Source organism: Streptomyces triticisoli (genome assembly GCF_003270085.1).
GTDB classification, from domain to species: domain Bacteria; phylum Actinomycetota; class Actinomycetes; order Streptomycetales; family Streptomycetaceae; genus Streptomyces; species Streptomyces triticisoli.
Genome location: NZ_QFDQ01000058.1, coordinates 32,125 through 57,904 on the forward strand (window position 1 = coordinate 32,125; position 25,780 = coordinate 57,904).

At 73.0% G+C, this 25,780-nt stretch carries 23 protein-coding genes and 1 pseudogene; 7 read left to right on the forward strand and 17 right to left on the reverse strand.

Annotation, left to right across the window (positions count from 1 at the left end; genetic code table 11):
- Window position 1 precedes the first annotated feature (1 nt).
- A pseudogene (mgt, locus tag DEP02_RS10545) lies at window positions 2-1,259 on the forward strand (macrolide-inactivating glycosyltransferase).
- Window positions 1,260-1,407: 148 nt separating this feature from the next.
- On the forward strand, window positions 1,408-1,959 hold the full coding sequence (locus DEP02_RS10550; protein ID WP_112467077.1) for a DUF1697 domain-containing protein: 552 nt from the start codon (window positions 1,408-1,410) through the stop codon (window positions 1,957-1,959).
- A 15-nt stretch (window positions 1,960-1,974) separates the two neighbouring features.
- On the opposite strand, the gene DEP02_RS10555 is transcribed toward DEP02_RS10550, so the two are convergent.
- The 15 genes from DEP02_RS10555 to DEP02_RS10630 form a co-directional block, all read right to left on the reverse strand.
- Window positions 1,975-2,814: an aldo/keto reductase gene (locus tag DEP02_RS10555; protein ID WP_112467078.1), complete on the reverse strand. Its 840-nt coding sequence runs from the start codon at window positions 2,812-2,814 to the stop codon at window positions 1,975-1,977.
- A 204-nt stretch (window positions 2,815-3,018) separates the two neighbouring features.
- Window positions 3,019-3,765 (reverse strand): sirohydrochlorin chelatase, encoded by a 747-nt coding sequence (locus tag DEP02_RS10560; protein ID WP_112467079.1) that lies wholly within the window; start codon window positions 3,763-3,765, stop codon window positions 3,019-3,021.
- Between the two features lie 6 nt (window positions 3,766-3,771).
- Complete coding sequence (locus tag DEP02_RS10565; protein ID WP_112467080.1) at window positions 3,772-4,662, reverse strand: ABC transporter permease; 891 nt, start codon at window positions 4,660-4,662, stop codon at window positions 3,772-3,774.
- Complete coding sequence (locus DEP02_RS10570) at window positions 4,649-5,428, reverse strand: ABC transporter ATP-binding protein (protein ID WP_112467081.1); 780 nt, start codon at window positions 5,426-5,428, stop codon at window positions 4,649-4,651. The genes DEP02_RS10565 and DEP02_RS10570 overlap by 14 nt, the downstream gene beginning before the upstream one ends.
- A 27-nt stretch (window positions 5,429-5,455) precedes the next feature.
- A complete protein-coding gene (locus DEP02_RS10575) occupies window positions 5,456-6,577 on the reverse strand; it encodes an aliphatic sulfonate ABC transporter substrate-binding protein (RefSeq protein WP_112467082.1) in 1,122 nt (373 codons plus the stop codon).
- 222 nt (window positions 6,578-6,799) lie between these two features.
- Window positions 6,800-8,131 (reverse strand): sulfate adenylyltransferase subunit 1, encoded by a 1,332-nt coding sequence (locus DEP02_RS10585; RefSeq protein ID WP_112467083.1) that lies wholly within the window; start codon window positions 8,129-8,131, stop codon window positions 6,800-6,802.
- A gap of 2 nt (window positions 8,132-8,133) precedes the next feature.
- The gene (cysD, locus tag DEP02_RS10590) at window positions 8,134-9,078 is read right to left on the reverse strand and encodes a sulfate adenylyltransferase subunit CysD (protein WP_112467084.1); all 945 of its coding nucleotides are present in this window, start codon (window positions 9,076-9,078) and stop codon (window positions 8,134-8,136) included.
- Entirely contained in the window at window positions 9,075-9,611 is a 537-nt protein-coding gene (gene cysC, locus DEP02_RS10595; protein ID WP_112467085.1) for an adenylyl-sulfate kinase, read from the reverse strand. The genes cysD and cysC overlap by 4 nt, the downstream gene beginning before the upstream one ends.
- Before the next feature lie 53 nt (window positions 9,612-9,664).
- Window positions 9,665-10,375, reverse strand: coding sequence for a phosphoadenylyl-sulfate reductase (locus tag DEP02_RS10600; RefSeq protein WP_112467086.1), 711 nt, complete (start codon window positions 10,373-10,375; stop codon window positions 9,665-9,667).
- Window positions 10,372-10,554 (reverse strand): hypothetical protein, encoded by a 183-nt coding sequence (locus DEP02_RS10605; protein ID WP_112467087.1) that lies wholly within the window; start codon window positions 10,552-10,554, stop codon window positions 10,372-10,374. The genes DEP02_RS10600 and DEP02_RS10605 overlap by 4 nt, the downstream gene beginning before the upstream one ends.
- Window positions 10,551-12,242, reverse strand: coding sequence for a nitrite/sulfite reductase (locus DEP02_RS10610; protein WP_112467088.1), 1,692 nt, complete (start codon window positions 12,240-12,242; stop codon window positions 10,551-10,553). The genes DEP02_RS10605 and DEP02_RS10610 overlap by 4 nt, the downstream gene beginning before the upstream one ends.
- A gap of 408 nt (window positions 12,243-12,650) precedes the next feature.
- Window positions 12,651-13,223, reverse strand: coding sequence for a GNAT family N-acetyltransferase (locus DEP02_RS10615; protein WP_112467089.1), 573 nt, complete (start codon window positions 13,221-13,223; stop codon window positions 12,651-12,653).
- A 78-nt stretch (window positions 13,224-13,301) separates the two neighbouring features.
- Window positions 13,302-14,639, reverse strand: coding sequence for a hypothetical protein (locus DEP02_RS10620; RefSeq protein WP_112467090.1), 1,338 nt, complete (start codon window positions 14,637-14,639; stop codon window positions 13,302-13,304).
- Window positions 14,640-14,991: 352 nt separating this feature from the next.
- Window positions 14,992-16,260, reverse strand: coding sequence for a helix-turn-helix domain-containing protein (locus DEP02_RS10625; protein ID WP_438947746.1), 1,269 nt, complete (start codon window positions 16,258-16,260; stop codon window positions 14,992-14,994).
- A 387-nt stretch (window positions 16,261-16,647) separates the two neighbouring features.
- Entirely contained in the window at window positions 16,648-18,282 is a 1,635-nt protein-coding gene (locus tag DEP02_RS10630) for an acyl-CoA dehydrogenase family protein (protein ID WP_112467092.1), read from the reverse strand.
- A 145-nt stretch (window positions 18,283-18,427) separates the two neighbouring features.
- On the opposite strand from DEP02_RS10630, the gene DEP02_RS10635 reads away from it, so the two are divergent.
- On the forward strand, window positions 18,428-19,681 hold the full coding sequence (locus tag DEP02_RS10635; protein WP_232839049.1) for a YihY/virulence factor BrkB family protein: 1,254 nt from the start codon (window positions 18,428-18,430) through the stop codon (window positions 19,679-19,681).
- A 254-nt stretch (window positions 19,682-19,935) separates the two neighbouring features.
- Here the strand turns inward: DEP02_RS10635 and DEP02_RS10640 are convergent, their stop codons facing one another.
- Window positions 19,936-20,928: a LysR family transcriptional regulator gene (locus DEP02_RS10640; RefSeq protein WP_438947747.1), complete on the reverse strand. Its 993-nt coding sequence runs from the start codon at window positions 20,926-20,928 to the stop codon at window positions 19,936-19,938.
- Between the two features lie 71 nt (window positions 20,929-20,999).
- Between DEP02_RS10640 and DEP02_RS10645 the strand changes: the two genes are divergently transcribed.
- Window positions 21,000-22,091, forward strand: coding sequence for a YeiH family protein (locus DEP02_RS10645; RefSeq protein ID WP_112467107.1), 1,092 nt, complete (start codon window positions 21,000-21,002; stop codon window positions 22,089-22,091).
- Window positions 22,092-22,145: 54 nt separating this feature from the next.
- Window positions 22,146-22,871, forward strand: a complete 726-nt coding sequence (locus tag DEP02_RS10650) for a helix-turn-helix transcriptional regulator (RefSeq protein ID WP_232839050.1) — start codon at window positions 22,146-22,148, stop codon at window positions 22,869-22,871.
- On the opposite strand, the gene DEP02_RS10655 is transcribed toward DEP02_RS10650, so the two are convergent.
- A complete protein-coding gene (locus DEP02_RS10655; RefSeq protein ID WP_112467108.1) occupies window positions 22,854-23,255 on the reverse strand; it encodes a VOC family protein in 402 nt (133 codons plus the stop codon). The genes DEP02_RS10650 and DEP02_RS10655 overlap by 18 nt on opposite strands.
- A gap of 99 nt (window positions 23,256-23,354) precedes the next feature.
- Between DEP02_RS10655 and DEP02_RS10660 the strand changes: the two genes are divergently transcribed.
- Both DEP02_RS10660 and DEP02_RS10665 read left to right on the forward strand, forming a co-directional pair.
- The gene (locus tag DEP02_RS10660) at window positions 23,355-24,008 is read left to right on the forward strand and encodes a ThuA domain-containing protein (RefSeq protein ID WP_112467094.1); all 654 of its coding nucleotides are present in this window, start codon (window positions 23,355-23,357) and stop codon (window positions 24,006-24,008) included.
- Between the two features lie 179 nt (window positions 24,009-24,187).
- Window positions 24,188-25,762 carry a carboxylesterase/lipase family protein gene (locus DEP02_RS10665; protein ID WP_112467095.1) on the forward strand — a complete coding sequence of 525 codons (1,575 nt, stop codon included), beginning with the start codon at window positions 24,188-24,190 and terminating at the stop codon, window positions 25,760-25,762.
- Window positions 25,763-25,780: the final 18 nt, after the last annotated feature.

A 25,780-nucleotide genomic window follows, 5' to 3' on the forward strand; every position in this document is an offset into this window, starting at 1 on the left:
TTTGAACGCGACGCGCCGTCTCGTTCATGGTGGGCGGCATGACGACCGGTGCCCACATCGCCATGTTCTCCATCGCCGCCCACGGCCACGTGAACCCCAGCCTGGAGGTGATCCGGGAACTCGTCGCACGCGGGCACCGGGTCACGTACGCCATCCCGCCGGTGTTCGCGGACAAGGTCGCCGAGACCGGCGCCGAGGTGAAACCCTGGCGCTCCACGCTGCCCTCGCCCGACGACGACCCGTCCGCCTGGGGGACCACGCTGCTCGACAACGTCGAGCCGTTCCTGAACGACGCGATCCAGGCCCTGCCCCAGCTGATCGAGGCCTACGCGGGCGACGAGCCCGACCTGGTCCTGCACGACATCGCCTCCTACCCGGCCCGCGTCCTGGCCCACCGCTGGGGCGTGCCGGCGATCTCCCTCTCGCCGAACCTCGTCGCCTGGGAGGGCTACGAGGAGGAGGTCGCCGAACCGATGTGGGCGGAGCCCCGGCAGACCGAACGGGGCAGGGCCTACTACGCCCGCTTCGAGGCCTGGCTGAGGGAGAACGGGATCACCCAGCACCCGGACCCCTTCGCCGGCCGCCCCGCCCGCTCGCTCGTCCTGATCCCGCGGGCGCTGCAGCCGCACGCCGACCGGGTCGACGAGAAGGTCCACACCTTCGTCGGCGCCTGCCAGGGCGACCGCTCGGCCCAGGGCGACTGGCAGCGGCCCGCCGGGGCGGAGAAGGTGGTGCTCGTCTCGCTCGGATCGGCCTTCACCAAGCAGCTCGCCTTCTACCGGGAGTGCGTCCGGGCCTTCGCCGGACTGCCGGGCTGGCACCTGGTGCTCCAGGTCGGCCGGCACGTGACCCCGGCCGAACTCGGCGACGTACCCGTCAACGTCGAAGTGCGCTCCTGGGTGCCGCAGTTGGCGGTCCTTCGCAAGGCCGACCTGTTTGTCACGCACGCCGGGGCCGGCGGCAGCCAGGAGGGCCTGGCCACCGCCACGCCGATGATCGCCGTGCCGCAGGCCGTCGACCAGTTCGGCAACGCGGACATGCTCCAGGGCCTCGGCGTCGCCCGCCACCTCCCCACGGAGGAGGCGACCGCCGAGACCCTGCGCGCCGCCGCCCTCGCCCTGGTCGACGACCCCGAGGTGGCCCGGCGGCTGAAGGGGGTCCAGGCCGCGATGGCGCAGGAAGGCGGCACACGACAGGCGGCCGACCTCATCGAGGCCGAGCTGCCCACCGGACACGGCCGGAAGGGCTCGGCACCGTGAGGGGGAAACATTGTTGAACAAGTCACAGCCGCGTGTATGAGTTGATCCGCACGCCGCGATCCGCCATCGTTTCGAATATCTCCACCCCACAGTCGGCGGCTGTCGTGCTCACCCCCACGGGGCACGACGGCCGCTTTATGGTGGGCGGATGACGACGTATGCGGCGCTGCTGCGCGGAATCAACGTGGGCGGCGGCAAGAAGGTCCCGATGGCCGAGCTGCGCACCCTGGTGGAGGGTCTCGGTCATACCGGTGTCCGTACGTATCTGCAGAGCGGGCAGGCCGTCTTCGCCTCCGGGCGCGGCGACGAGGAGTCGCTGGCCGCCGAGCTCGCGGGCGCCGTCGGGAAGCGGTTCGGGTTCCCGGTGGACGTGATCGTGCGGGACCACGCCTATCTGCGGGCGGTCGCCGAGGCCTGCCCGTTCCCGGCCGCCGAGCTGGAGGGCAGACAGCTGCACGTCACCTACTACTCGGCCCCCGTCGACGCGGCGCGCTTCGCGGGGATCGACCGGGCCGCCCACCTGCCCGAGGAGTTCCGCCTCGGCGACCGCGCCCTTTACCTGTACGCACCGGACGGACTGGGCCGCTCCAGGCTCGCCGAGCGCCTGTCCGGGCCCCGGCTGAACAAGGACGTGATCGCGACCAGCCGGAACTGGAACACGGTGCTCAAACTCGTCGAGTTGACCGCCCAGGACGCCTGACCGGGGCGGGCGCGATCATCTGAGGGAGGCCAGCAGGGACAGTTCAGTGGCGGTCAGCCGTACACCGGCCGCGTCCAGGTTCTCCTCCAGGTGGACGAGCCTGCCCGTGCCCGGGGTCGGGCAGAGCACGGGGGAGCGGTGCAGCAGCCACGCCAGGGCGACCTGCCCCGGCGTGGCCCCGTGCGCGGCGGCGATCCGCGCGCACTCCGGATGTTTGGTCAACTCGCCGTTGCCCAGCGGGAACCACGGCAGGAACGCGATCCCGCGCTCCTCGCACAGATCCAGCAGCGGCTCGGACTCGCGGTCCAGGAGGTTGTAGCGGTTCTGGACGGAGACGATCTCCGTCAACTCCAGGGCGGCGGAGAGCTGTTCGGCGGACACGGTGTCCAGGCCGACGTACCGGATCTTGCCCTCCGCCCGCAACTCCTCCAGCGCGCCCAGCTGTTCGGCCATCGGAACGGCCGGATCCAGCCGGTGCAGCTGGTACAGATCGATCGTTTCCAGCCGTAGTCGGCGCAGGCTCGCCTCGCACATCTCCCGCAGGCTCTCGGGCCGCCCGTCGATGTGCCAGGCGCTGTCGCTGGTGCGGACCACCCCGCCCTTGGTGGCGATCACCAGCCCCTCGGGGTACGGGTGCAGGGCCTCGGCCACCAGTTCCTCGGCGATGGACGGGCCGTAGTTGTCCGCGGTGTCGATCAGGGTCACCCCGCGCTCGACCGCCCGCCGCAGCACGGCCACCGCGTCCCGCACGTCACCGCGCGGACCCCAGTAGCCGGGGCCGGTGAGCTGGGCGGTGCCGTAGCCGAGGCGCCGTACGGGCAGGTCACCGCCGAGCGCGAACGTCTCTTCGATCATCCGGTGGAGGGTACAGGGGGTGCGGGGGTTCCTCCCGGGCGCGGATGGCGAGATCTGATCCGTCCCGTGGTGCCGCAGTGACACTCGGGCCGTGCTCGGCGCTGTACGGAACGGCGACCATCGCACACCGGGTTTCCGGCGGGCGGTGGTCGGGTCCGTCCGCGGTCCGGCACCACGGGGGAGTGCCGGGCCGTGGGCGTGCTGTCAGGCGCCCAGGGCCGCCCGCAGCGGCAGCCGGGCGGCGTCGTACCGCTCCAGCAGCAGCCGCGCCACCTCCGGCGCGGGGCCGAGGACATCGGCCAGGACGTCGGCCCGTGCCTCGGCGGCGCCCCGCGCGATACGGTCCGGCAGGAACCCCGGGGCCAGGACGTACGGCGCGACCGCGACCTTCGCGCAGCCCAGCGACCGCAGTTCGCGCACCGCGTCCCCGGTGCGCGGAAGGGATGCGGAGGCGAACGCAGGCCGCACGGCGCACCAACCGGTGTGCCGCCACTCCCGCGCGATTTCTGCGATCACTGCGATCGCCTCCGGGTCGGAGGACCCCGCCGAGGCCAGTACCACCCCGGTCGAGGACTTGTCGGCGGGGGACAGCCCCGCCTCGTACAGCCGGCGCTCCAGGGTCCGCGTCAGCAGCGGCGAGGGGCCGAGGACGTCGGCCTGCCGGATCCGCAGCCGCGACGGTGCCTCACGCAGCACGGACGGGATGTCCGACTTGGCGTGGAAGGCGCGGGTCAGGAGGAGCGGCAGAGCGACCACGTTCCGCACCCCCCGGCCCGCCAGTGACTCCAGCACCCCCTGCACGGAGGGGACGTTGAAGTCCAGGAAGCCGGTCTCCACCCGCAGCCCGGGGCGCATCGCCCGGACTCGGCGGATCAGGGCGTGCACGGTCGCGGCATGCCGCGGATCGCGGCTGCCGTGGGCGACGACGAGGAGAACGGGCTGCTGGTGCACGGGCGTTCAGCTCTTCACCAGAAGACCGCGGCTGCGCAGCACCCACCGCTCCAGCGGACTGAAGATCAGCAGGTCGATGGCGATGCCGACGAACAGGATCAGGATGATGGCCTCGAACACCATCGACATGGAGCTCGCGTTGCGGCCGTTCTCCAGCAAGGCGCCCAGCCCGATGCCCAGATCCGGCGAGGAGGCGATGATCTCCGCCGCCATCAGCGAACGCCAGGAGAACGCCCAGCCCTGCTTCAGACCGGCCAGATAGCCCGGCAGCGCGGCCGGCAGCACGATGTGCCAGGCGCCCCGGACCCCCGTCGCGCCCATCGTGCGGCCCGCCCGCAGGAACAGCGGCGGCACCTGGTCGATGCCGGACACCAGGCCGTTGGCGATGGACGGGACCGCGCCGAGCAGGATCACCGCGTACATCATCGAGTTGTTCAGGCCCAGCCAGATCACCGCCGGCGGTACCCACGCCACCGAGGGCAGCGACTGCAGACCGGACAGGACCGGGCCGATGGCCGCCCGCACGAACTTCACCCGGGCCACCAGCAGCCCCAGCGGGGTGCCGATCGCCAGCGCGAACAGGAAGCCCAGCAGACCGCGCGAGACGGACGTCCAGACGAAGTCGAGCAGCGTGCCCTGCAGCCAGGCGTCCTTGAACTCGCGGCCCACGTCGGCCGGCGAGGGCAGCTTGCTCGGGTCGTCGACCACCTTGAGGGAGATCAGCGCCTGCCAGACCACCAGGACCACCGCGATCGCCACGATCGGCGGCAGGATCTTGTTGACGAAGGTCTGCCGCAAGGGCGTACGCCCGGTCTCGGTGGCCTCCAGCGCGTCGAGTCCGGCCTCCACACCGGCCAGTTCGGCGCCCTGCGCCGTCTTCGTGTCAGTGCCGGCCATGGCGGCGGATCTCCCCACGCAGTACTTCGGTGATCTCCAGGGACAGCTCCGCGACGGGCGCGTCCTCGATACGGCGCGGCTGATCGATGTCCACCGTCCACTCGCGGGCCACCCGGCCCGGTCGGGAGGACAGCAGCACCACGCGCTGGGCGAGCCGCACCGCCTCGCGCACGTTGTGCGTCACGAACAGGACCGACACGCCGGTTTCCTGCCAGATCCTGGTCAGCTCGTCGTGCAGCACGTCCCGGGTGATGGCGTCCAGGGCCGCGAACGGCTCGTCCATCAGCAGCAGGTTGCTCTCCTGGGCGAGCGCGCGGGCCATCGCCACACGCTGGCGCATACCGCCGGACAGCTCGTGCACCCGCTTGCCGTACGCGCCCTTCAGCCGGACCAGTTCGAGCAGCTCCTCGGCCCTGCCGCGCCGCTGCGGCTTCGGCATCCCCCTGAGTTTCAGGGCGAGTTCGATGTTCTTGCCCGCGGTCAGCCAGGGGAACAGGGCGTGCTCCTGGAACATCAGGGCGGGGCGGCCGTCCGTCGTGATGGACCCGGCGGTGGGCCGGTCGAGGCCCGCCACCAGGTTCAGCAGGGTGGACTTGCCGCAGCCCGAGGCCCCCAGGAGGGTCACGAACTCGCCCGGGGCGACATCGAGGCTGATGCCGTCCAGGACGAGCTGCTGCCCGCCCGGAGCCGTGAAGGACTTCGAGACGTTCTCAAGGCGCGCCGCGTGCACTACGGACTCGGCGGCCGTGGCGAGGGTCGTGGCCATGGTCGTCACCTCCTGGGAACTCTTCGGCTACGGGCTCTGCTCGACGCCGAGACCGGCGTCGCTGACGGTGGGCTCGCCCTCGGCCTGGAGGACCTTGTTCAGCAGGGTGAGGTCGTAGATGCCGGCCGGCCTCGGCGACTGCAGCAGACCCGCCCTGACCGCGTGCCGCGCCTGGGTGGCCAAGGTGGACGCCAGCGGGTCGTCGGTGATCCGGAGGGACTTCCACGCCGGGTCCAGGACGTTCGCGGGCAGCGCCTTGCCGGAGTCGGTCCGCAGCCGCTCGTTCGCCGCGGCCTTCGCCTCGTCCGGGTGGGCGTTGATCCACTTGTTGGTCTCGACGGAGGCCCTCAGCACCGCCTCCACGGCCTTCGGGTGCTCCTTGAGGAACTTCTGCGACACGATGATGTTCGTGATCACGAACTTCTCGTCCGGCCACAGCGACGACTCGTCCAGCAGCACCTCGGCGCCCTCGGCGACCAGCTTGGACGCGGTCGGCTCCGGCACCCAGGCACCGTCGATGGAACCGGACTTGTAGGCGTCCGGGGTGATCTTGTTGTCGGTGCGGACCACGGAGACGTCGCCCCTGCCGCTGAGCGCGTCGACCTTCCAGCCCTGCTCCGCGATCCAGTTGAGGAACGCCACGTCCTGGGTGTTGCCCAGCTGCGGGGTGGCGATCCTCTTGCCCCTGACGTCCTCGAGGGACTTGATCTTCTCCGGGTTCACCACGAGCTTGACCCCGCCGGAGACCGAACCGCCGATGATCCGCAGGCTCTTGCCGCTGGATTTGGTGTAGCCGTTGATCGCCGGGGACGGGCCGATCCAGCCGATGTCGATCGAGCCCGAGTTCAGTGCCTCGATCTCGGACGGGCCGGCGTTGAAGACCTGGTACCTGGCCCGCGTGGCGCCCAGCGCCTTCTGGAAGAAGCCCTTCTCCACGCCCACCAGCGCGGTCGCGTGCGTCAGGTTGCCGAAGTAGCCGATCCTGACGGAGTCCAGGCCGTCGACCTTCCTGGCCCCGGCGACGACCTTCTGGTGGGAGCTGTCGTCCTGGGCCTGGGAGCCGTAGCCGCAGGCGGCGAGTGTGAGCAGCGGGAGAGCAACGGCCACGGCGAGGACGCGGCGGAGCAGGGGTGGGGAGTCGGCAGGCACGGGAGGCTTTTCCTCTCGTCGGCCCGGCGGTCACGGTCTCTCAGGTCGTGGCCGGGAGGTCGGCAGGTCTTCTACGCGGGCGGTGGGGCGAGGGCGCGCGGGCAGTGCGCGTACGTCACCGCGCACATCGCCCCACTCCGCCCTGCCCGCTCCCCAGGGCGCCGCTGCCGACCCGGCCGCCCTCCTTGGCGAACGTCGAGTAGAAATCGGGGGAGTTCATCGTCAGAAGTCCCAACCGTCGTCAGCCGCGTCCTTGACCGGCTCCGGCGTGGCGAACGACTCGCCGACCATGCCCGCGGTGAGCGTGGTGCCGTCGGACGGGTCGATCAGGATGAACGAACCGGTGCGCCGCGAGTCGGCGTAGGAGTCGACCGGCAGCGGCTCGGCGGTACGGAGCTTCACCCGGCCGATGTCGTTGGCGGCGAGCCGGCCCGGGTGCGGGTGCAGGGACAGGTCGTCGAGGGTGAGCCGGGACGGGATGTCCTTGACGATCGCCTTGACCGTGCGGGTGCCGTGCTTGAGCAGCACCCGGTGGCCCACGGTCAGCGGCTGGTCGGCGACGTGGCAGACGGTCGCCTCCACGTCCTGGGTGGTGGCGGGCGCGTCCTTGCTGGGCACGATCAGGTCGCCGCGCGAGACGTCGATGTCGTCCTGGAGCAGGACGGTGACCGACTGCGTCGTCCACGCCGCGTCGACCGGCTCGCCCAGCAGGTCGATGCCGGCGATCCGGGTCGTACGGCCCGACGGCAGCACCGTGACCTCGTCGCCGACCCGGAAGGTGCCGGCGGCGATCTGGCCCGCGTAGCCGCGGTAGTCGGGGTGCTCGGCGGTCTGCGGCCGGATCACGTACTGCACGGGCAGCCGGGCGTGGCAGTGCGCCAGGTCGTGGCTGACCGGGACCGTCTCCAGGTGCTCCAGGACGGTCGGGCCGCCGTACCAGTCCATGGTCGCGGACGGCTCGACCACGTTGTCGCCGGCGAGCGCCGAGATCGGGACGGCGGTGACCTGCGGGACGCCCAGCTCGGTCGCGTACGCCGTGAACTCCTCGGCGATCCTCGCGAACACGGACTCCTGGTAGCCGACCAGGTCCATCTTGTTCACGGCCAGCACCACGTGCGGGACGCGGAGCAGGGCGGCGATGGCCGCGTGCCGGCGGGTCTGCTCCACCACGCCGTTGCGGGCGTCGACCAGGATCACCGTCAGCTCGGCGGTGGAGGCACCGGTGACCATGTTCCGTGTGTACTGCACATGGCCCGGTGTGTCCGCGAGGATGAACCGGCGGCGCGGGGTGGCGAAGTAGCGGTAGGCCACGTCGATGGTGATGCCCTGCTCGCGCTCGGCCCGCAGCCCGTCCGTCAGCAGTGCGAGGTCCGGGGCGTCCTGGCCGCGGCCGGCCGAGACACGCTCGACGGCCTCCAGTTGGTCGGCCAGGACCGACTTGGAGTCGTGCAGCAGCCGGCCGACGAGGGTGGACTTGCCGTCGTCGACGGAGCCGGCGGTGGCGAACCGCAGCAGGGTGGTGGCCGAGAGCTCCTCGGTCGTGGTCGTGCTCATGCTTAGAAGTACCCCTCGCGCTTGCGGTCTTCCATCGCGGCCTCGGACAGCTTGTCGTCGGCCCGGGTGGCGCCGCGCTCGGTCAGACGCGACGCGGCGATCTCGGCGATCACCTTCTCGATGGTGTCGGCGTCGGAGTCGACGGCGCCGGTGCAGGACATGTCGCCGACCGTGCGGTAGCGCACCAGCCGCTTCTCCACCCGCTCGCCGTCCTTGGGGCCGCCCCAGTCGCCGGCGGTCAGCCACATGCCGCTCCGCGAGAAGACCTCGCGCTCGTGGGCGTAGTAGATCCCGGGCAGTTCGATGCCCTCGCGGGCGATGTACTGCCAGACGTCCAGCTCGGTCCAGTTGGACAGCGGGAACACCCGGACGTGCTCGCCGGGCGCGTGGCGGCCGTTGTAGAGGTTCCACAGCTCGGGCCGCTGGCGGCGCGGGTCCCACTGGGAGAACTCGTCGCGCAGCGAGAACACCCGCTCCTTGGCGCGCGCCTTCTCCTCGTCGCGGCGCCCGCCGCCGAAGACCGCGTCGAACCGCTCGCTCTGGATCTTCTCGGTCAGCGGCAGGGTCTGCAGCGGGTTGCGGGTGCCGTCCGGGCGCTCCTTGAGGACACCGCGGTCGATGTAGTCCTGCACGGAGGCGACGTGCAGGCGCAGGTGGTGCCGGGCGACCGTGCGGTCCCGGTAGGCGAGGACCTCGGGGAAGTTGTGCCCGGTGTCCACGTGCAGCAGCGAGAAGGGGACGGCGGCGGGGGTGAACGCCTTCAGCGCCAGGTGCAGCATCAGGATGGAGTCCTTGCCGCCGGAGAACAGCAGCACCGGGTTCTCGAACTCGCCCGCCACCTCGCGGAAGATGTGCACCGCCTCGGACTCCAGGGCGTCCAGGTGGGAGAGGGCGTACGGGCTCTGTGTGCCCTCGTCGCCCCCCTGGACCTCGGCGACGGTCGTCATGCCAGTCCCCTTTCGCTGAGCAGGGCGTACACGGACGCCGCGGACTCCTGGACGGTCTGGTGCTGCGACTCGACGCGCAGGTCCGGCGAGACGGGCTCCTCGTACGGGTCGTCGACGCCGGTCAGGCCGGTCAGCTCGCCGGCGGCCTGCCGGGCGTACAGGCCCTTCACATCGCGCACCGAGCACACCTCGACCGGGGTGGCCACGTGCACCTCGACGTACGCGGTGCCGTTCTCCTGGTGCCGCTTGCGCACCGCGTCCCGGCTGTCCGCGTACGGCGCGATCACCGGCACCAGCGCCAACACGCCGTTTCGGGCGAGCAGTTCGGCGACGAAGCCGATGCGCTGCACGTTGGTGTGCCGGTCCTCGCGGCTGAAGCCGAGGCCCGCGGAGAGGAACTCGCGGATCTCGTCGCCGTCGAGCAGCTCGACGCGGTGGCCCTCCGCGCGCAGCCGCCCGGCCAGCTCGTGCGCGATGGTGGTCTTGCCGGCGCTCGGCAGCCCTGTGAGCCAGACGGTGGCTCCGGTCGTCACGTGATTCTCCTGAGTCCGATGAGTCCGATGAGTTCAATGAATCCGATGGTTCGTCACCCGTGCAGCCCGCACTCGGTCTTGGCGCTGCCCGCCCAGCGGCCGGCGCGCGCGTCCTCGCCCTCCAGGAGGCGCCGTGTGCAGGGCGCGCAGCCGACCGAACCGTAGCCGTCCATCAGCAACGGGTTGGTGAGGACGCCGTGTTCGGCGACGTAGGCGTCCACGTCGTCCTGGGTCCAGCGGGCGATGGGGGAGACCTTGACCTTCTGCCGCCTGTCGTCCCAGCCGACCACCGGGGTGTTCGCCCGGGTCGGGGACTCGTCGCGGCGCAGTCCGGTCGCCCACGCCCGGTAGCCCTTGAGGCCCTCCTCCAGAGGCTGCACCTTGCGCAGTCCGCAGCACAGGTCGGGGTCGCGGTCGTGCAGCCTGGGGCCGTACTGGGCGTCCTGTTCGGCGACCGTCTGCCTCGGGGTGAGGGTGATGAGGTTGACGTCCATCACGGCCTCGACCGCGTCGCGGGTGCCGATGGTCTCCGGGAAGTGGTAGCCGGTGTCGAGGAACACCACGTCCACACCGGGCATCGCGCGGGAGGCGAGGTGGGCGACGACCGCGTCCTCCATGGAGGAGGTCACGCAGAACCGCCTGCCGAAGGTGCCGGCCGCCCACCGCAGGATCTCCAGCGCGGAGGCGTCCTCCAGGTCACGGCCGGCCCGCTCGGCCAGCTCCTTCGACTCGCTCGCTGTATGGGCTTCCTGAGTGTCCGTCACGTCTGTTCGTCCCCCTTGTGGTCGGCTTGCCGAATGCCCCGGGCCAGCAGCCCGAGGAACTTCAGCTGGAAGCCCCGGTTGCACGCCGCGCACTCCCAGGCCCCGTGGCCCTGCTCGCCCGGACGCAGGTCCTCCTCGCCGCAGTACGGGCAGTAGAAGGGTGCCGCCCGCCCGCTCACGACAGGGCCTCCTCGGAGGCACGGGCGGCCCAGGCGGCGAACCGCTCGCCGTCCTCGCGCTCCTCCTGGAAGCGCTTGAGGACGCGCTCGATGTAGTCGGGCAGCTCCGCGGAGGTCACCTTCAGACCGCGGACCTTGCGGCCGAAGGACGGGTCCAGGCCGAGTGCGCCGCCCAGGTGCACCTGGTAGCCGCCGACCTGGTTGCCCTCGGCGTCGCTGACCAGCTGGCCCTTGAGACCGATGTCCGCGGTCTGGATACGGGCGCAGGCGTTCGGGCAGCCGTTGATGTTGATGGTGAGCGGCTGGTCGAACTCGGGCAGCCGGCGCTCGAGTTCGTCGATGAGCTCGCTGCCGCGCTCCTTGGTCTCCACGATGGCGAGCTTGCAGAACTCGATGCCCGTGCAGGCCATCGTGCCCCGCCGGAAGGGGGAGGGAGTGACCCTGAGGTCCAGCGCCTCCAGCCCGTCGACCAGCGAGTCGACCCGGTCCTGCGGCACATCGAGAATGATCATCTTCTGCTCGACGGTGGTGGACACCCGCCCCGAGCCGTGCGCCTCGGCCAGTTCGGCGACCTTGGTGAGCAGCGAGCCGTCCATCCGGCCCACGCGCGGGGCGAAACCGACGTAGAAGCGGCCGTCCTTCTGGCGGTGCACGCCGATGTGGTCGCGCCACGCCTGCGCGGGCATCTCGGGCGCCGGGCCGTCGATCAGCTTGCGGCCCAGGTACTCGTCCTCCACCACCTGGCGGAACTTCTCCGCGCCCCAGTCGGCGACCAGGAACTTCAGCCGGGCCCGGTTGCGCAGCCGCCGGTAGCCGTAGTCGCGGAAGACGGAGGTGACGGCCTCCCACACGTCCGGTACGTCCGCCTCGGGCACCCAAGCACCCAGCCGCACACCGAACTTGGGGTTGGTGGACAGCCCGCCGCCGACCCACAGGTCGAAGCCGGGGCCGTGCTCGGGGTGGACGACGCCGACGAAGGAGATGTCGTTGATCTCGTGGGCGACGTCCAGCAGCGGGGAGCCGGAGACCGCCGTCTTGTACTTGCGCGGCAGGTTGGAGAAGCGCGGGTCGCCGATGGAGCGGCGGACGATCTCGTCCAGCGCGGCGGTGCCGTCGATGATCTCGTCCTCGGCGACCCCGGCGACCGGGGAGCCGAGCATGCCGCGCGGGCAGTCGCCGCACGCCTCGGTGGTGGACAGCCCGACCGCCTCCAGGCGCTCCCAGATGGCGGGCACGTCCTCGATGCGCACCCAGTGGTACTGGATGTTCTGCCGGTCGGTGATGTCCGCGGTGCCGCGGGCGTACGTCTCGGAGACCTCGCCGATCACCCGCAGCTGCTCGGTGGTGAGACGGCCGCCCGTGATGCGGACGCGCATCATGAAGTACTGGTCCTCGAGCTCCTCGGGCTCCAGCAGGCCGGTGCGGCCGCCGTCGATCCCCGGCTTGCGCTGGGTGTAGAGGCCCCACCAGCGGAAACGTCCCCGCAGATCGGTGGGGTCGATGGAGTCGAAGCCGCGCTTGGAGTAGATCGTCTCAATACGTGTCCGCACATTGAGACCGTCGTCGTCCTTCTTGAGCTGTTCGTTGCCGTTGAGCGGGGTCAGATGCCCCACGGCCCACTGCCCCTCGCCGCGGTGACGACTCACCTTGCGGCGGGGCGCGACGGATTTCTGCGAGGAGGCAGCCATGGTCGATACGTCCTTCGGGGCAGCGAGGAATGCGGCTCTGGCCTGCACGGGGACAGGCGCATGGGCGGGCAGGCGCACATGCGCGTCGTTGCGCAGGCAGAAAGGCAGGGAAAGCCAGGAAAGGCAGGGAAAAACGGGGAAGAGCGAGGAAAACCGGTGGTGCTGGGGTCCGTGGCGTCAAGCCACCGCGGGGGAGGTCAGCAGGCCGGACAGATGGCGCTGGACGTGCGGCCGTGGTCGACGTGTCGTCGGCTCACCAAGGCGGTTCCAGTTCCAGGCATGGCGGAAGCGTGGCACGACGATCTGGACACCGTCCAGCGTCGCCCGTAATGCGGACACCCTTGTCCCGGAATCCGAGACAAGGGTGTCGTCCGTCGCAGGGGCAGCGGGGGCCGGCGCCCGCGTGGCTCAGGCCGGGTACGCCCCCGGCCAGGGGCCCGGAGTCGGAACGTCCGGCTCCTCCTCGACCTTGGTGTCGAAGAGCTTGAAGCCACGGCGCCGGTAGTTGTCCATCGCGTGCTCGCCGTCCTTGCTGCACGTGTGCAGCCACACCCGCTTCGTCGGCGGCCGCCCCGGCCAGCGGTCGGCCAGGTCCCAGGCGCGGGCGGTGCCGCACGCCAGCAGGTGCCCGCCGATGCGACGGCCGCGGAAGGCCTGGAGCAGCCCGAAGTAGACGACCTCCACGACGCCCTCGTCCTGGGCCTCCAGTTCGACGTAACCCGCCGGCGTGCCCCGTTCGTACGCCACCCACGTCTCGACACCCGGACGCTCCAGGTACTCCTGCCACTGCGCGTACGTCCAGCCCAGCCGGTCCGTCCAGCGGATGTCGGCGCCGACCGAGGCGTACAGGAACCGGCTGAACTCGGGGGAGGGCACCTCGGACCGGACGACCCGTACGTCCCCCTCGGGCGCGGAGGCCGGCAGGAGATCGTCGGGGGAGGTCTGCTCCAGGGACCAGGTGGTCACGGCGATACTCGTCATGCCGGTCAGGGAATCATCCGCGCCGGACTGCTGTCGATCGAGGGTGTCCGGTCTCACCCGGACCCTGTTCGGGGCGCCCTATCGCAGCTCCCGGTCGACCGAGGACAGCGGCAGCGCGAACAGCATGCGGCCCGACAGGGACCAGACGTCGCCGGTCTCCTCCCAGTAGGACAGGGAACCGGTGCCGTCGCCCCAGCAGCGGTGGGTGCCCTCGGCGCCGCACTCGACCGCCTTCGCGCCCCGCCGGTCCTGCCGCCACAGCATGCCGTGGGTGCCCTCGCCCGCGGGGCGGCCCAGGTACCAGTCGGGGGGTCCGGACGGGTCCCTCCGGCGGGACAGCACGCCCCGGACCTCGTCCGCCTTCGACTCGTACGCCTCGTCCGCGGTCGCCGTCCCGGAGGAGTCGGTGGCCAGCAGACCGGAGCGGGCGGGGTCCCGGCTGAAGGGGTAGCGCCACAGAACCGTGCGGCCGTCGCCGTCCGCGGGCGCCGCCTGGCCCGCGACCAGGCTCTCCGGCGTGGAGCTGCGGTCCAGGGAGAGGCCGTCCGGGCAGGGCAGGCCGGAGCGGTCCGGACCGGACGCCTCGACGCAGTTGCCGTCGGCCGGGCGGTAGGAGGCGACCGCGGGCAGCACCCACTGGTAGCCGTTCGCGGACCAGCCGCCGGGTACGCGACCGACCGCCTCGCTGCCGACCGTGGCGCGCTGGATGCGGTGCAGGTCGTAGACGTACAGCGCGTCGCGCTCGGCGCCGGAGGTGGTGACCAGCAGCTTGTCCCGGTACCAGACCATCCCCGACACCCGCGAGACCAGCCCCCGGTAGTCGCGTCCGCCGTCGACCGGGACGACGAGCAGCGCCCAGGTGTAGGTGAGGCGGTCCGGGTCGTCGGCGTTGACGAACGCCACCCGGGCCAGACCGCGGCCGGCGCCGGCGTCGTGCGACCAGCCGGACAGGATCACCCGGTGGGCGCCCCACCGGCCGTCGCTGTCGGCGTCCCCGGAGGTGGTCACCGACTCCGGCCGCCACCGGCGGGTGGCGGCATCGGCGGTGTCCCAGCAGTACGCGCGCGTGGCCGCCGGTTCGACCGGCAGCGCCTCCTTCTCCTCGGCGCTGCACTGGTCCGCGGTGCGCAGCGTGCGGTCGGCTCCGGCCAGCACCGTGGCGACGCCGACCGGCCGGCCCATCGACGCGGCGAGCCGGTCCAGGGACCGCTGCGGCACCGGCTGTTCGGTCAGCCGCAGCCGGCTGAGCTCGGCGGACGAGGTGAGCGGCTTCAGAGCGCCGGGGTTGTCGGCGACCGTGGCCTGCGAGGTGCTGATCAGGGTGGCCGCCGCGGTCAGGGCGAGACCGGTTCCGGCCAGGACCGCGCGCAGCGCCCTGCCCCGTCTGCGCCTGCGGTGTCTGCCGCGCTGCTTCATGCAGCCCCCCTTTTCAGGGCTCGGTTCACCTGCGGGCGCCCCTGGGCCTCCTTGAGGCGGGCCCAACTGCTCCGGTCCGTTCGAGCGTTGACCGAGGGGCAGGCGGGGCGACCCGCAGGCGATGCTACGGCAGTCAGGGCCACGGGAGGACGAAGACCCGGCAATTGCACGGAAGATGCCACCCTGGGACCACTCCGGCCACCTCCGGGACCACTCGGGTCACCCTGGCGGGGGCGCTCGGGTCGGCGTGTCGGGGCGTGTCGGGTTGCCTTGGCGGGACCGCTCGGGTCGGCGTGTCGGGGCGTGTCGGGTCGCCCTCGCGGGACCGCTCGGGCCGCCTCGCCCGTACCCCTCAGGGGCCGTGCGGTGACGTCAGTCCGAGCCGTACCGCCGGTGCCGTCGAGTGCGGCAGCAGGCCGGCCGGGTCGTCCGGGAGCACCACCTCGACCTCGGTGTCCTCGCGGAAGCGGTAGGGCCGGTGTTCCAGGAGCGCGCCCAGGTACCGCCGTATCCGGGACATCTCCGCCCGGACGGTCACGGTGCGGGCCGGGTCGCCGTAGAGGTCCCCGGCCAGTTCCGCCGCGCTGCGCCCGGCGCGGTGCCCGGCGAGCAGATAGAGCAACTCGGCGTGCCTGGGGCTCAGTTCGTGACTCCAGGAGTCCGCGCCACCGAAGACCGTCACCGACCATCGGCGCGGCCGGGCCAGGTCCAGCACGATCCGGGTGCCGTTCCGCGGGGCCGGTTCCTCACCGGCCCGTACCAACCAGCCGTCCGCCAGCGGCTCCAGGGAGCACAGGCCGATCGCCGGCAGCCACCGGCGGCCCGGCGAGAGGGTCTTGGGCAACGCGATCCGCGCGGTGTACGGCATCCGGGCCACCGCCGCCGTCCAGCCGTCCCCGTCCACCACCGCAGCCCGGCCGCCCAGCCGGGCCAGCACCGGCGCCCCCACCGCCCGCAGCCGCTCCAGCGAGGCCTGATGCAGCTCCCGCAGCCGCGCCTCGGCCAGTTTGGCCACCGAGCCGACCCAGGCCGCCGTGGCCGGGTGCATGGTCTCCAGCGGCCCGCTGACGTCCACCACACCGAGCAGCCGGCCGTCCCGGGGGTCGGTGACGGGGGCGCCCGCACAGGTCCAGGAGGTGTGCGTACGTAAGAAGTGCTCCGAGGCGAAGACCTGTACGGGCCGGCGCAGCACCGCCGCGGTGCCCACCCCGTTGGTGCCGACGACGTCCTCCCGCCAGTCGGCGCCGGGTTCGAAACCGAGCCGGTCGGCCTTGCGCAGCACCGACGGGCTGCCCTCGCGCCACAGCACCCGGCCGTCCCCGTCGGCGACCACCATGATGTGGCGGGCGGCGTCCGCGGCCGGCAGCAACCCCTCGCGCAGCACCGGCAGCACATGCCGCAGCGGGGACGCCTCCCGCCGCCGCGCCACCTCCTCGCGGGACAGCAGACGGGCACGGGCGTCCTGGTCGGGGTCGAGGCCGCGGCGCAGCAACCGCTCCCAGGACTGCCCGATCACCGGGCGCGGCGCCACCCGTGCGCGCTGTCCGGCGAGCGTCGCGGAGCGCGTCTCGCTCAGCACCCGCGCCGCCCGCGCCGTGTCGACGGCGGCGAGCTGTGTCACGTTCCTCGGCGCTTGCGCCACTGGGTCCTCCCGGGAAAGGGGCACGGCACGCCTGGCTCATGGTGCCGCCAGACGAGAACGGAGGGGTGCAATCCGGTCACGGAAAACCAAAGCGTTGCAACCTCTTGCAACCCTGGTGAACAAGCGGGCGCCGACCAAAACTCGTTACACGTCGCCCCGTGCGGCGTACCCGGCCTCGCGAAGGGCCGGCACAGCGGGGGTGGTGCCGTGTCGGCGCAGCACCACCCCCGCGCCGTACCCGACACCGTCCGCGCGCCCCGCCCCTCGGCGCGCAGAACGCCTCAACGCGCAGGGCGCCTCAACGCGCAGGGCGCCTCAACGCGCAGGGCGCCTCAACACACAGAACGCCTCAGCACACCGGGCGCCTCAGCACACGGGGCGCGCCCGCTCCACCACCGCCGCCAGGTCCAGCGTGTGCGGCAGCGTGCCGAAGGCCGCACCCCACTCGCCGCCCAGCCGCGAGGCGCAGAACGCGTCCGCGACCTCCGGCGGCGCGTACCGCACCAGCAGCGCCCCCTGGAGCACCAGCGCCAGCCGCTCGGCCAGCCGCCGGGCCCGGGCCTCCACGCCCTCCAGATCGGCCAGCTCGGTCAGCAGGCTCCTGATCGCCGCGTCCAGCCGGTGGTCGGCGCCGCGCGCCTGCCCCACCTCCCGCAGATACGCGTCGAACGCCCCCGGCTCCCGCCGCAGCGCGCGCAGCACGTCCAGCGCCTGTACGTTCCCGGCGCCCTCCCAGATGGAGTTGAGCGGCGACTCCCGCACCAGGCGGGGCATCCCGGACTCCTCCACGTACCCGTTGCCGCCCAGGCACTCGGCGGCCTCCACCGCGACCGGCGCGCACCGCTTGGTCACCCAGTACTTGGCGGCCGGCACCGCCAGACGCAGGAAGGCCCGCTCCTGCTCGCCGCCGTCGTCACAGGCGGCCGCGAGCCGCAGCCCGAGGGCCGTCGCCGCCTCCGACTCCAGCGCGAGGTCGGCCAGCACGTTGCGCATCAGCGGCTTGTCGACCAGCGGCCCGCCGAAGGCCGAACGGTGCGCGCAGTGGTGCACCGCCTGCGCCACCGCCTGCCGCATCAGCCCCGCCGAGCCGAGCACGCAGTCCAGCCGGGTCGCCGCCACCATCTCGATGATGGTGGGCACCCCGCGCCCCTCCTCGCCGACCCGGCGCGCCCAGGTCCCGTCGAACTCCACCTCGGCGGAGGCGTTCGACCGGTTGCCCAGCTTGTCCTTCAGCCGCTGGATCAGGAACACGTTCCGCGTGCCGTCCGGCAGCACGCGCGGCACCAGGAAGCAGGTGAGCCCTCCCGGGGCCTGCGCCAGCACCAGGAACCCGTCCGACATCGGCGCCGAGCAGAACCACTTGTGCCCGGTCAGCTCGTAGGCGCCGTCCTCGGCGAGCGGCCGCGCCGCGGTGGTGCCGGCCCGTACGTCGCTGCCGCCCTGCTTCTCGGTCATGCCCATCCCGAACAGCGCCCCGGCCTTCAGGTGGGCGGGGCGCAGCTCGCGTTCGTAGATCATGGACGTCAGCCGCGGCTCCCACTCGGCCGCCAGTTCCGGGTCGGTGCGCAGCGCGGGCACTGCCGCGTGGGTCATCGACAGCGGGCAGCCGTTGCCGGCCTCCGCCTGCGTCCACACCAGGAAGGCGGCGGCCCGCCGCACATGCCCCGCCGGACGGTTCCAGGCCGCGGTCAGCCCGGCCGAGACGCCCTTGCCGAGCAGCCGGTGCCAGGCCGGGTGGAACTCGACCTCGTCGACGCGGTGGCCGTAGCGGTCGTGCGTGTGCAGCCGCGGCGGGTTGTCGTCGGCCTGCGTCGCCCACTCCTGCACCTGGGCCGAGCCGGCGGACCGCCCGAGCGCCGACAGCTCCCCGCGCACCTCCTCGAGCAGACCGGCCTCGACGTGCCGCTCGACCGCCTCGGCCAGGGCACGGTCGGCGGCGAAGACGTCGTAGCCGACCAGTGGGGGCGCCTGGTTGGTCACGGTGTGGGTGCTGGCTGCCATGGCACGCAACCTACCTCGCGGTACGCCGCCGGTCACCGCACGGCCGTACCGGACACGGCCGGCCGGGGCCCGGCGGCGGTGTCCTGCCTGGTGACCGCCTCCGGCGGAGGAGTGGGACGGGCCACGGCGGAGATACCTTTGGGTCGTGCAGTCAGCCAGTGAATACCCCGAAGGGCCGTCCGGCCGCCTCCACCGGGCCCGGGCCATCTACCGGAACGTGTCCAAACGCAGGACCGCCTGGCTGCTGCTGAAGGACACCGTCAACTCATGCATGGAGTACCGGATCCTCGGGCTCGCCGCCGAGGCGGCGTTCTTCTCCCTGCTGTCCGTGCCGCCGCTGCTGCTCAGCCTGATCGGGCTGCTCGGCTACGTCGACGCCTGGACCGGCGCCGACACCATCGCCAGCGTGCAGCGCAACATCCTCGACGCCTCCCGCACGGTCCTGTCCGACCAAGGCGTGCGGGACATCGCGCAGCCGATCCTGCAGGACGTGACCAAAGGCGGCAGACCCGACGTGATCTCCATCGGGTTCATGATCGCCGTATGGTCGGGCTCGCGCGCGGTGAACGTCTTCATCGACACCATCACCGTGATGTACGGCCTCGACGGCGTGCGCGGCATCGTCAAGACCCGGCTGCTGGCCTTCGGGCTGTTCATCGTGGCCCTGCTGATCGGCTCGGTCGCGCTGCCGCTGATGGTGGCCGGCCCGGACGCGGTGGTGCGGATCGTGCCGTGGTCGACGACCCTCGTCCAGGTCCTGTACTGGCCCGTCGTGATCGTGCTGTCCGTCGTCTTCCTGACCACGCTGTACCACGTGTCGGTGCCGGTGCGCTCCCCGTGGATCGAGGACGTGCCCGGCGCCCTGGTCGCCCTGGCCATGTGGGTGGTGTGCAGCTTCCTGCTGCGCATCTACCTCACCAGCACCGTGGAGGGCCCGACGATCTACGGCTCCCTGGCCGCGCCGGTCGCCGTGCTGCTGTGGATCGGTGTGTCCGCGTTCGCCGTACTCGTCGGGGCCGCGGTCAACGCCGCCATCGACCACGTCTGGCCGACCGCCGCCACGGCCGCGGCGCGCGAGGCCAACGAGCGGGTGCGCGAGGCGCAGATCGCCGAGTACGTCGCCCGCGCCGCCGCGGCCCGCGAGGGTGACCCCGACGACCCCGACGACCTCGACTACCTGGACGACCCGGACGACCCGGACATGCCCTCGGAGTTCCCCGAGCGCTGGTCGCGCTTCCTGCCCCCGGAGGACGTGACCGCACGGCTGCGGTCCCAGACGAGGAACACCCAGCACGCCAACGGCGCCCAGGGCTCCCCGAAGAACGCCCGGAGCTCCCCGAAGAACGCCCGGAGCTCCCCGAAGAACGGGGAGAACGGCTCCGCACCGCCCGCGAAGTAGCCCGCAGGGCACCACGCCACCTGGGCCGTACGCCACCCGGGCCGTACGCCACCCGGGCCGTACGCCACCCGGGTCGGCGCCTGTCGCTGTGGCGTCTGCCCACCGGCGCCTGTCGCTGTGGCGTCTGTCGGTCGGCGCCTGTCGCCGTAGCGCCCGCCCGCCGGTCCCTACCGCCGTGGTGTCTGTCGGTCGGCGTCTGTTGCCGCGGCGGCTGCCCGCCGGCGCCTGCCGCCGTAGCGCCCGCCGGCCGGTCCCTACCGCCGCGGCGTCCGCCCGCCGGTCACCGCCCTGCGGGCCACCGTCACCAGTTCCGCCGCCGGACCCACCAGCCGTCGCCCGGTCGGCCAGACCGCACGCAGCTCGCGCGTGAGGTCGACCCCCGCGACGTCGACGGCGACCAGCCGGCCCTCGGCGATGTCCCCGCGGACGGCCAGCTCGCTCAGGACGGACGGGCCGGTGCCGGCGATCACCGCGCCGCGCACGGCGGCCGTCGAGCCCAGCTCCACCAGCGGCCGGGCACGGTCGCAGCCGGCCAGGTGCAGGGCGCGGTCCAGGGTCTGCCGGGTGCCGGAACCGCTCTCGCGCAGCACCAGCGGCGCACGGGACAGCTCCCGCGCGGACAGCGGCTCGCGCAGACGCGCCCACGGGTGACCGGGGTCGACCACCACGACGAGCCGGTCCTCGGCCACCTGCCGCGTCGACATCACGCGCGCCAGGTGCGGCCCCTCGATGAACCCGACGTCGGCCTCTCCCGACTCGACCAGCTCGGGCACCTGCTCGCTGTTGGTCACCTGCAGCCCGATGTACAGCTCGGGCCGGCGGCCCCGCAGCTCGCTGATCCAGGCCGGCAGCAGGTACTCCGCGATGGTCAGGCTCGCCGCGACGCGCAGCTCCGCCTCCCGCCGGGCGCGCAGTTTCTCGGCCCCGGCGAGCAGCTCGTCCAGCTCGTCCAGGACCCGCCGGGCGTGTCCCGCGACGACCTGCCCGGCGAGCGTGAGCCGGGAGCCGCGGCGGGTGCGGTCGACGAGCACCAGCCCCAGCCCTCGCTCCAGCGTGGACAGCCGGCGGCTGGCGGACGGCTGCGAGATCCGCAGCCGCTCGGCCGCCCGGCCCAGGCTCCCCAGATCGGCGACGAGGACCAGGAGCCGCAGCGACTCCAGGTCGGGGGTGCGGAGCGGAAGAGCGTCGGTCCGGGACGGCACAGGCACGGGTTGTTCTGTCACAGCCGAAGCGTATGAGGAGCTCATAGCTTTTTGCTATGAGCTCCTGCCCAAACAAGGGCTACAGCGGCCGGACGCCGGCACCCAGAGTGGTGATCATGAACGACGCACGCTCCGGTCGAGCCCGCGCGGCCGACTCCGCAGACCCCGCAGACCCCGCACGCCCCGCCGGCACGGACCGCCTCCCCGACACGGACCGTCTCCCCGGCCTGGCCCTCGCCGTCGGCATCGCCGTCGTCGCCACCGCGCTGGGCCGGCTGGCCCCGGTGGTCGGCGGACCGGTGGCCGGAGTCGTGCTCGGGGTGCTGGTGGCGGTCGTCGTACGGCCCGGGGCGCGGCTGCGGCCGGGAATCGCCTTCGCCGGACGCGGGGTGCTCCAGGCCGCGGTGGTCGTCCTGGGCGCCCAGCTCTCCCTGGGGCAGGTGCTGCGGGTCGGCGTCGGCTCGCTGCCGGTGATGATCGTCACCCTCGCCGCCTGCCTGGCCGCCGCGTACTGGATCGGGCGCCGCCTGGGCATCGTCGGCGACCTGCGCACCCTGATCGGTGTCGGCACCGGCGTCTGCGGCGCCTCGGCGATCGCGGCGGTCACTCCGGTCATAGGAGCGGCGGAGGCCTCGGTGGCGTACGCGGTCTCCACGATCTTCGTCTTCAACATCGCCGCGGTCCTGACCTTCCCGGCCCTCGGACACCTGCTGGACATGAGCCAGCACTCCTTCGGCCTCTTCGTGGGCACCGCCGTCAACGACATGTCGTCGGTCGTCGCCGCCGCCGGCACGTACGGTGGCGCGGCGGTGGACCACGCGGTCGTGGTCAAGCTGGCCCGCACCCTGTTGATCATCCCCATCTGCCTGGGCCTGGCCGCCCTCGCCCGCCGCCGCGCGCAGACGGCGGCCGGCCCGGACGGCTCCCCCGACCCGATACGCGTCGGCCGGCTGATCCCCTGGTTCCTCGTCGGCTTCCTCGTCCTGGCCGCGGCCAACAGCGCAGGTCTCGTCCCGTCCGCCGCACACGCCCCGCTCAGCACGCTCGCCGCGTTCCTGATCACCGTCGCCCTGTCCGCGATCGGCCTGTCCACCGAACCCGCCCGACTGCGCCGCACCGGCCCCGCCCCGCTGATCCTCGGCGGCTGCCTGTGGCTGGTGGTGTCCGCCACCAGCCTGGCCGCCCAGTTCCTGACCGGCCACCTGTGACGACGGGGCCGAGGGGGCGCGGTCGCCGCTACGGCGAGGCATAGCCTTGCGTCCGTGGCTGTCGAGACGACCGTGCGCACGTCCGGGTACGGGGAGCGACCCTCCCGGCTGCCCGGCGCGGTGGTGTGGACGAAAGCCCCGGTTCCGGCGGGGGCCGGGGCCGTCCGGCCCGTGCTGCCCGACGGGTGCATGGACCTGCTGTGGAGCGAGGGGCGGCTGCTGGTCGCCGGGCCCGACACGCGGGCGTACGACCCCGGAGGGCCGCCCGCGCACTGGGCCGGCCTGCGGTTCTTCCCCGGCACGGCGCCCGGCTGTCTCGGCGTGCCCGCCCACGAACTGCGCGACCGCCGCGTCGAGCTGGCCGAGCTGTGGCCCGCCGCCCTGGTCCGGCGGCTGCGCGACCGGCTGGACGCGGCGCGGGACCCGGCCGCCGTGCTCGAGGAGGTGGCCCTGGAGCGGGCGGCCGTGACCGGCCCGCCCGACCCGCTGCTGCGGCACCTCGTCGCGGCCCTGGACGCGGGCCGCCCGGTGGGCGCCACCGCCGACGAACTCGGCCTCGGCGCCCGTCAGTTGCACCGCCGCTCGCTGGCCGCCTTCGGCTACGGACCCAAGACGCTGGCCCGGGTGCTGCGTCTGCAGCGGGCGCTCGCACTGGCCCGCGCGGGGGTGCCGTTCGCCGAGACCGCGGCCCGCGCGGGCTTCGCCGACCAGGCCCACCTGGCCCGTGACGTAAGGGAGTTGGCCGGGATGCCGCTGAGCGGCCTACTCGCCCTCGGGTAGCGGCGCGAACAGGTCGACGCCGTTGCCGTCCGGGTCGTGCACGACGGCGTACCGCTGGCCCCAGAAGGCGTCCCACGGCTTGAGCTCCCCGTGGTACCCGGCGCCGACCAGGTCCTCGTACACGGCGTCCACGTCGGCGGGTGCCCCGCAGCGGAAGGCGAGCGAGACCCGGCCGCCCCCGGCCGGTGGCCGCCACCCGGGGTGGAAGGAGCGGATGGTCTCCTCGGTGTCCAGGGCGAGCGTCAGCCCGCCGGGCAGTTCGGCCTCGACGTGCGGCTGCCGCTCGGCCCCCTCGGGGAAGACGAGCCCGAGCCGGCGGTAGAAGGAAAGCGATGCGGTCAGGTCGGAGACGACCAGCCCGATCACGGCGAATCGTGGAGTCATGCGGCCACGGTATGCGCGGCTCCGACAGCCGGTCTTGAAGGAATCGGACACGAACCCGAGGGGTCCCGCGCGGGTCCGGCACGCGTAGGGTCGTTCGGCATGGCCCGCCGACTCCTCGTCCACACCCGCACCACCGCCTACCGCCACGACTCCATCCCGGACGCCGTCGCCGCCCTGCGCACCCTGGACGGGTTCGGGATCGAGCACACCGAGGACCCCGCAGCCCTCGAACGGCTTTTGGAGCCGTACGCCGCCGTCGTCTTCCTCTCCACCAGCGGCGAGGTGCTCACCCCGGCCGGGAGGGTGCGGCTCGCGGCGTACGTCGAGCGGGGCGGCGGGTTCGTCGGTGTGCACGCGGCGGCCTGCACCGAGTACGACTGGCCGTACTACGGCGAACTGCTCGGCGCCCGTTTCGCCCGGCACCCCGAGTACCAGCCCGGCCGGGTCCTGGTCGAGGACCACGACCATCCGGCCACCCGGCACCTGCCCGCGGTATGGCCCTTCACCGACGAGTGGTACGACTTCCGGACCAACCCGCGGGGCGCGGTACGGGTGCTCGCCCGCGCCGACGAGTCGTCGTACCGCGGCGGCGGCATGGGCGCCGACCACCCCCTGGTGTGGTGCCGCGAACAGGGCCTCGGCCGTGTGTTCTACACGGCCCTCGGTCACGCCTCCGAGGCGTACGCGGACCCGGACTTCCTCGCCCATCTGCGCGGCGGGATCGACTGGGCGGCGGGGCCCGCCGGGCGGTAGCCGCCCGGCCTGCCGCCCCCCGCCCCCGCGTCCGAACAGCGGTATCCGCGGGCCGTGCGCCGGAATACCGGGAGACGATGAGGTGCTTCGGTATTTACGGGATGACGAATAACCGGATGACCGAATAACCGGATGACCGGATGACCGGGTGGCGAGCGCGGCGAAGGGCTGGTGGGCGTATGACGGCAGACCAGACGGACCCCGTGGTCACGACCCCCTACGGGGCGGTACGCGGCAGACACGAGCACGGGGTGGCCGTGTTCCGCGGCATCCCGTACGCCGCACCCCCCTTCGGCCCCCGGCGGTTCCTGCCCCCGGTCCCACCCGAGCCCTGGGACGGCGTGCGCGACGCGGGCTCCTTCGGCCCCACCGCGCCGAAACCGCCGTACTCGGAGGCCTTCGCGCAGTACCTGTCCGACCCGGTCGTCCCCGGCGACGGCTGCCTCAACCTCAACGTGTGGACGCCCGACCCCGACCCGGACGCCCGGCTCCCCGTCATGGTGTGGCTGCACGGCGGCGCGCTGACCCGGGGCTCCTCGGCCGTCCCGGTGTACGACGGGCACACCTTCGCCCGCGACGGAGTCGTCCTCGTCTCCGTCAACTACCGACTGGGCGTGGAGGGCTACGGACTGTTCCCGGACGCCCCCGCCAACCCCGGCCTGCGCGACCAGCTCGCCGCCCTGCGCTGGGTCCACGAGTCGATCGGAGCCTTCGGCGGCGACCCCGGCCGGATCACCCTGGCCGGCCAGTCGGCCGGGGCCATCAGCGTCGGCGCCCTGATCGCCGCCCCGCAGGCCCAGGGCCTGTTCCGGCGGGCCGTCCTGCAGAGCGGGCCGCCGGAGGCCTCCGACCGCGACAAGGTACGGCGGATGGTGCGGCGCATGGCGACCCGGCTGAAGGTGCCCGCCACCGCCGAGGCGTTCGCCGCCGTCGACCGGGACCTGCTGCTGCGCACCCAGGCCGAGGTCGGCCGGCTCAGCAGCCCGGTCCTCGGCGGCCCCGCCTTCGGCATCGTCGTCGACGGCGACCTCGTGCCGCGCGACCCGCTCCAGGCCCTGGTGGAGGGGGACGCGGCGCGCGGCGCCGACCTCCTCATGGGCTGGACCCGCGACGAGTACCGGCTGTGGCTGGTCCCCGGCGGCCTGCTGGAGCGCGTCGACCGGCTCGGCCCGGTCGCGCTGGCCGGCGCCATGGCCCGCTGCCACTGCGGGCACGAGGTGGTCCGCGGCTACCGCGCCCTGCTCCCCGAGGCCGGCCCCGCCGAGATCGTCGGCCAGCTGGTCACCGACCACCTGCTGCGCGGCCCGCTGCACCGTCTGGCCGGCGCCCGCCCGGGCTCCTCGTACGTCTACGAGTTCGCCTGGCCCTCGCAGCTGCCCGACCTCGGCGCCTGCCACGCCCTGGAGCTGGGTTTCGTCTTCGACTCCGGCGATCTCCCGGACTCCCGCAAGCTCGCCGGCGAGGGCGCCCCGCAGGAACTCGCCGACGCCATGCACACCGCCTGGGTCCGCTTCGCCACCGACGGCGACCCCGGCTGGCAGCCCTGGGACGCCACCCACCCCGTACGCGTCTTCGGCGACGGCTCCCCACACACCGCCCACGGCCCGCGCGACGCCGAACTCGCCCTGTGGACGGCCGCCACCGTCCCCGTCCCGGAGCCGTCGCCCCCACCCGAGGGCACCCGCGCCCGCACGGCGGAACTCCGCGCGGTGGCACGGCGACTGCGCCGTGCGGGCGGAGTGAGCGGCCGCTGACGCACAAGGGCGCCGCAG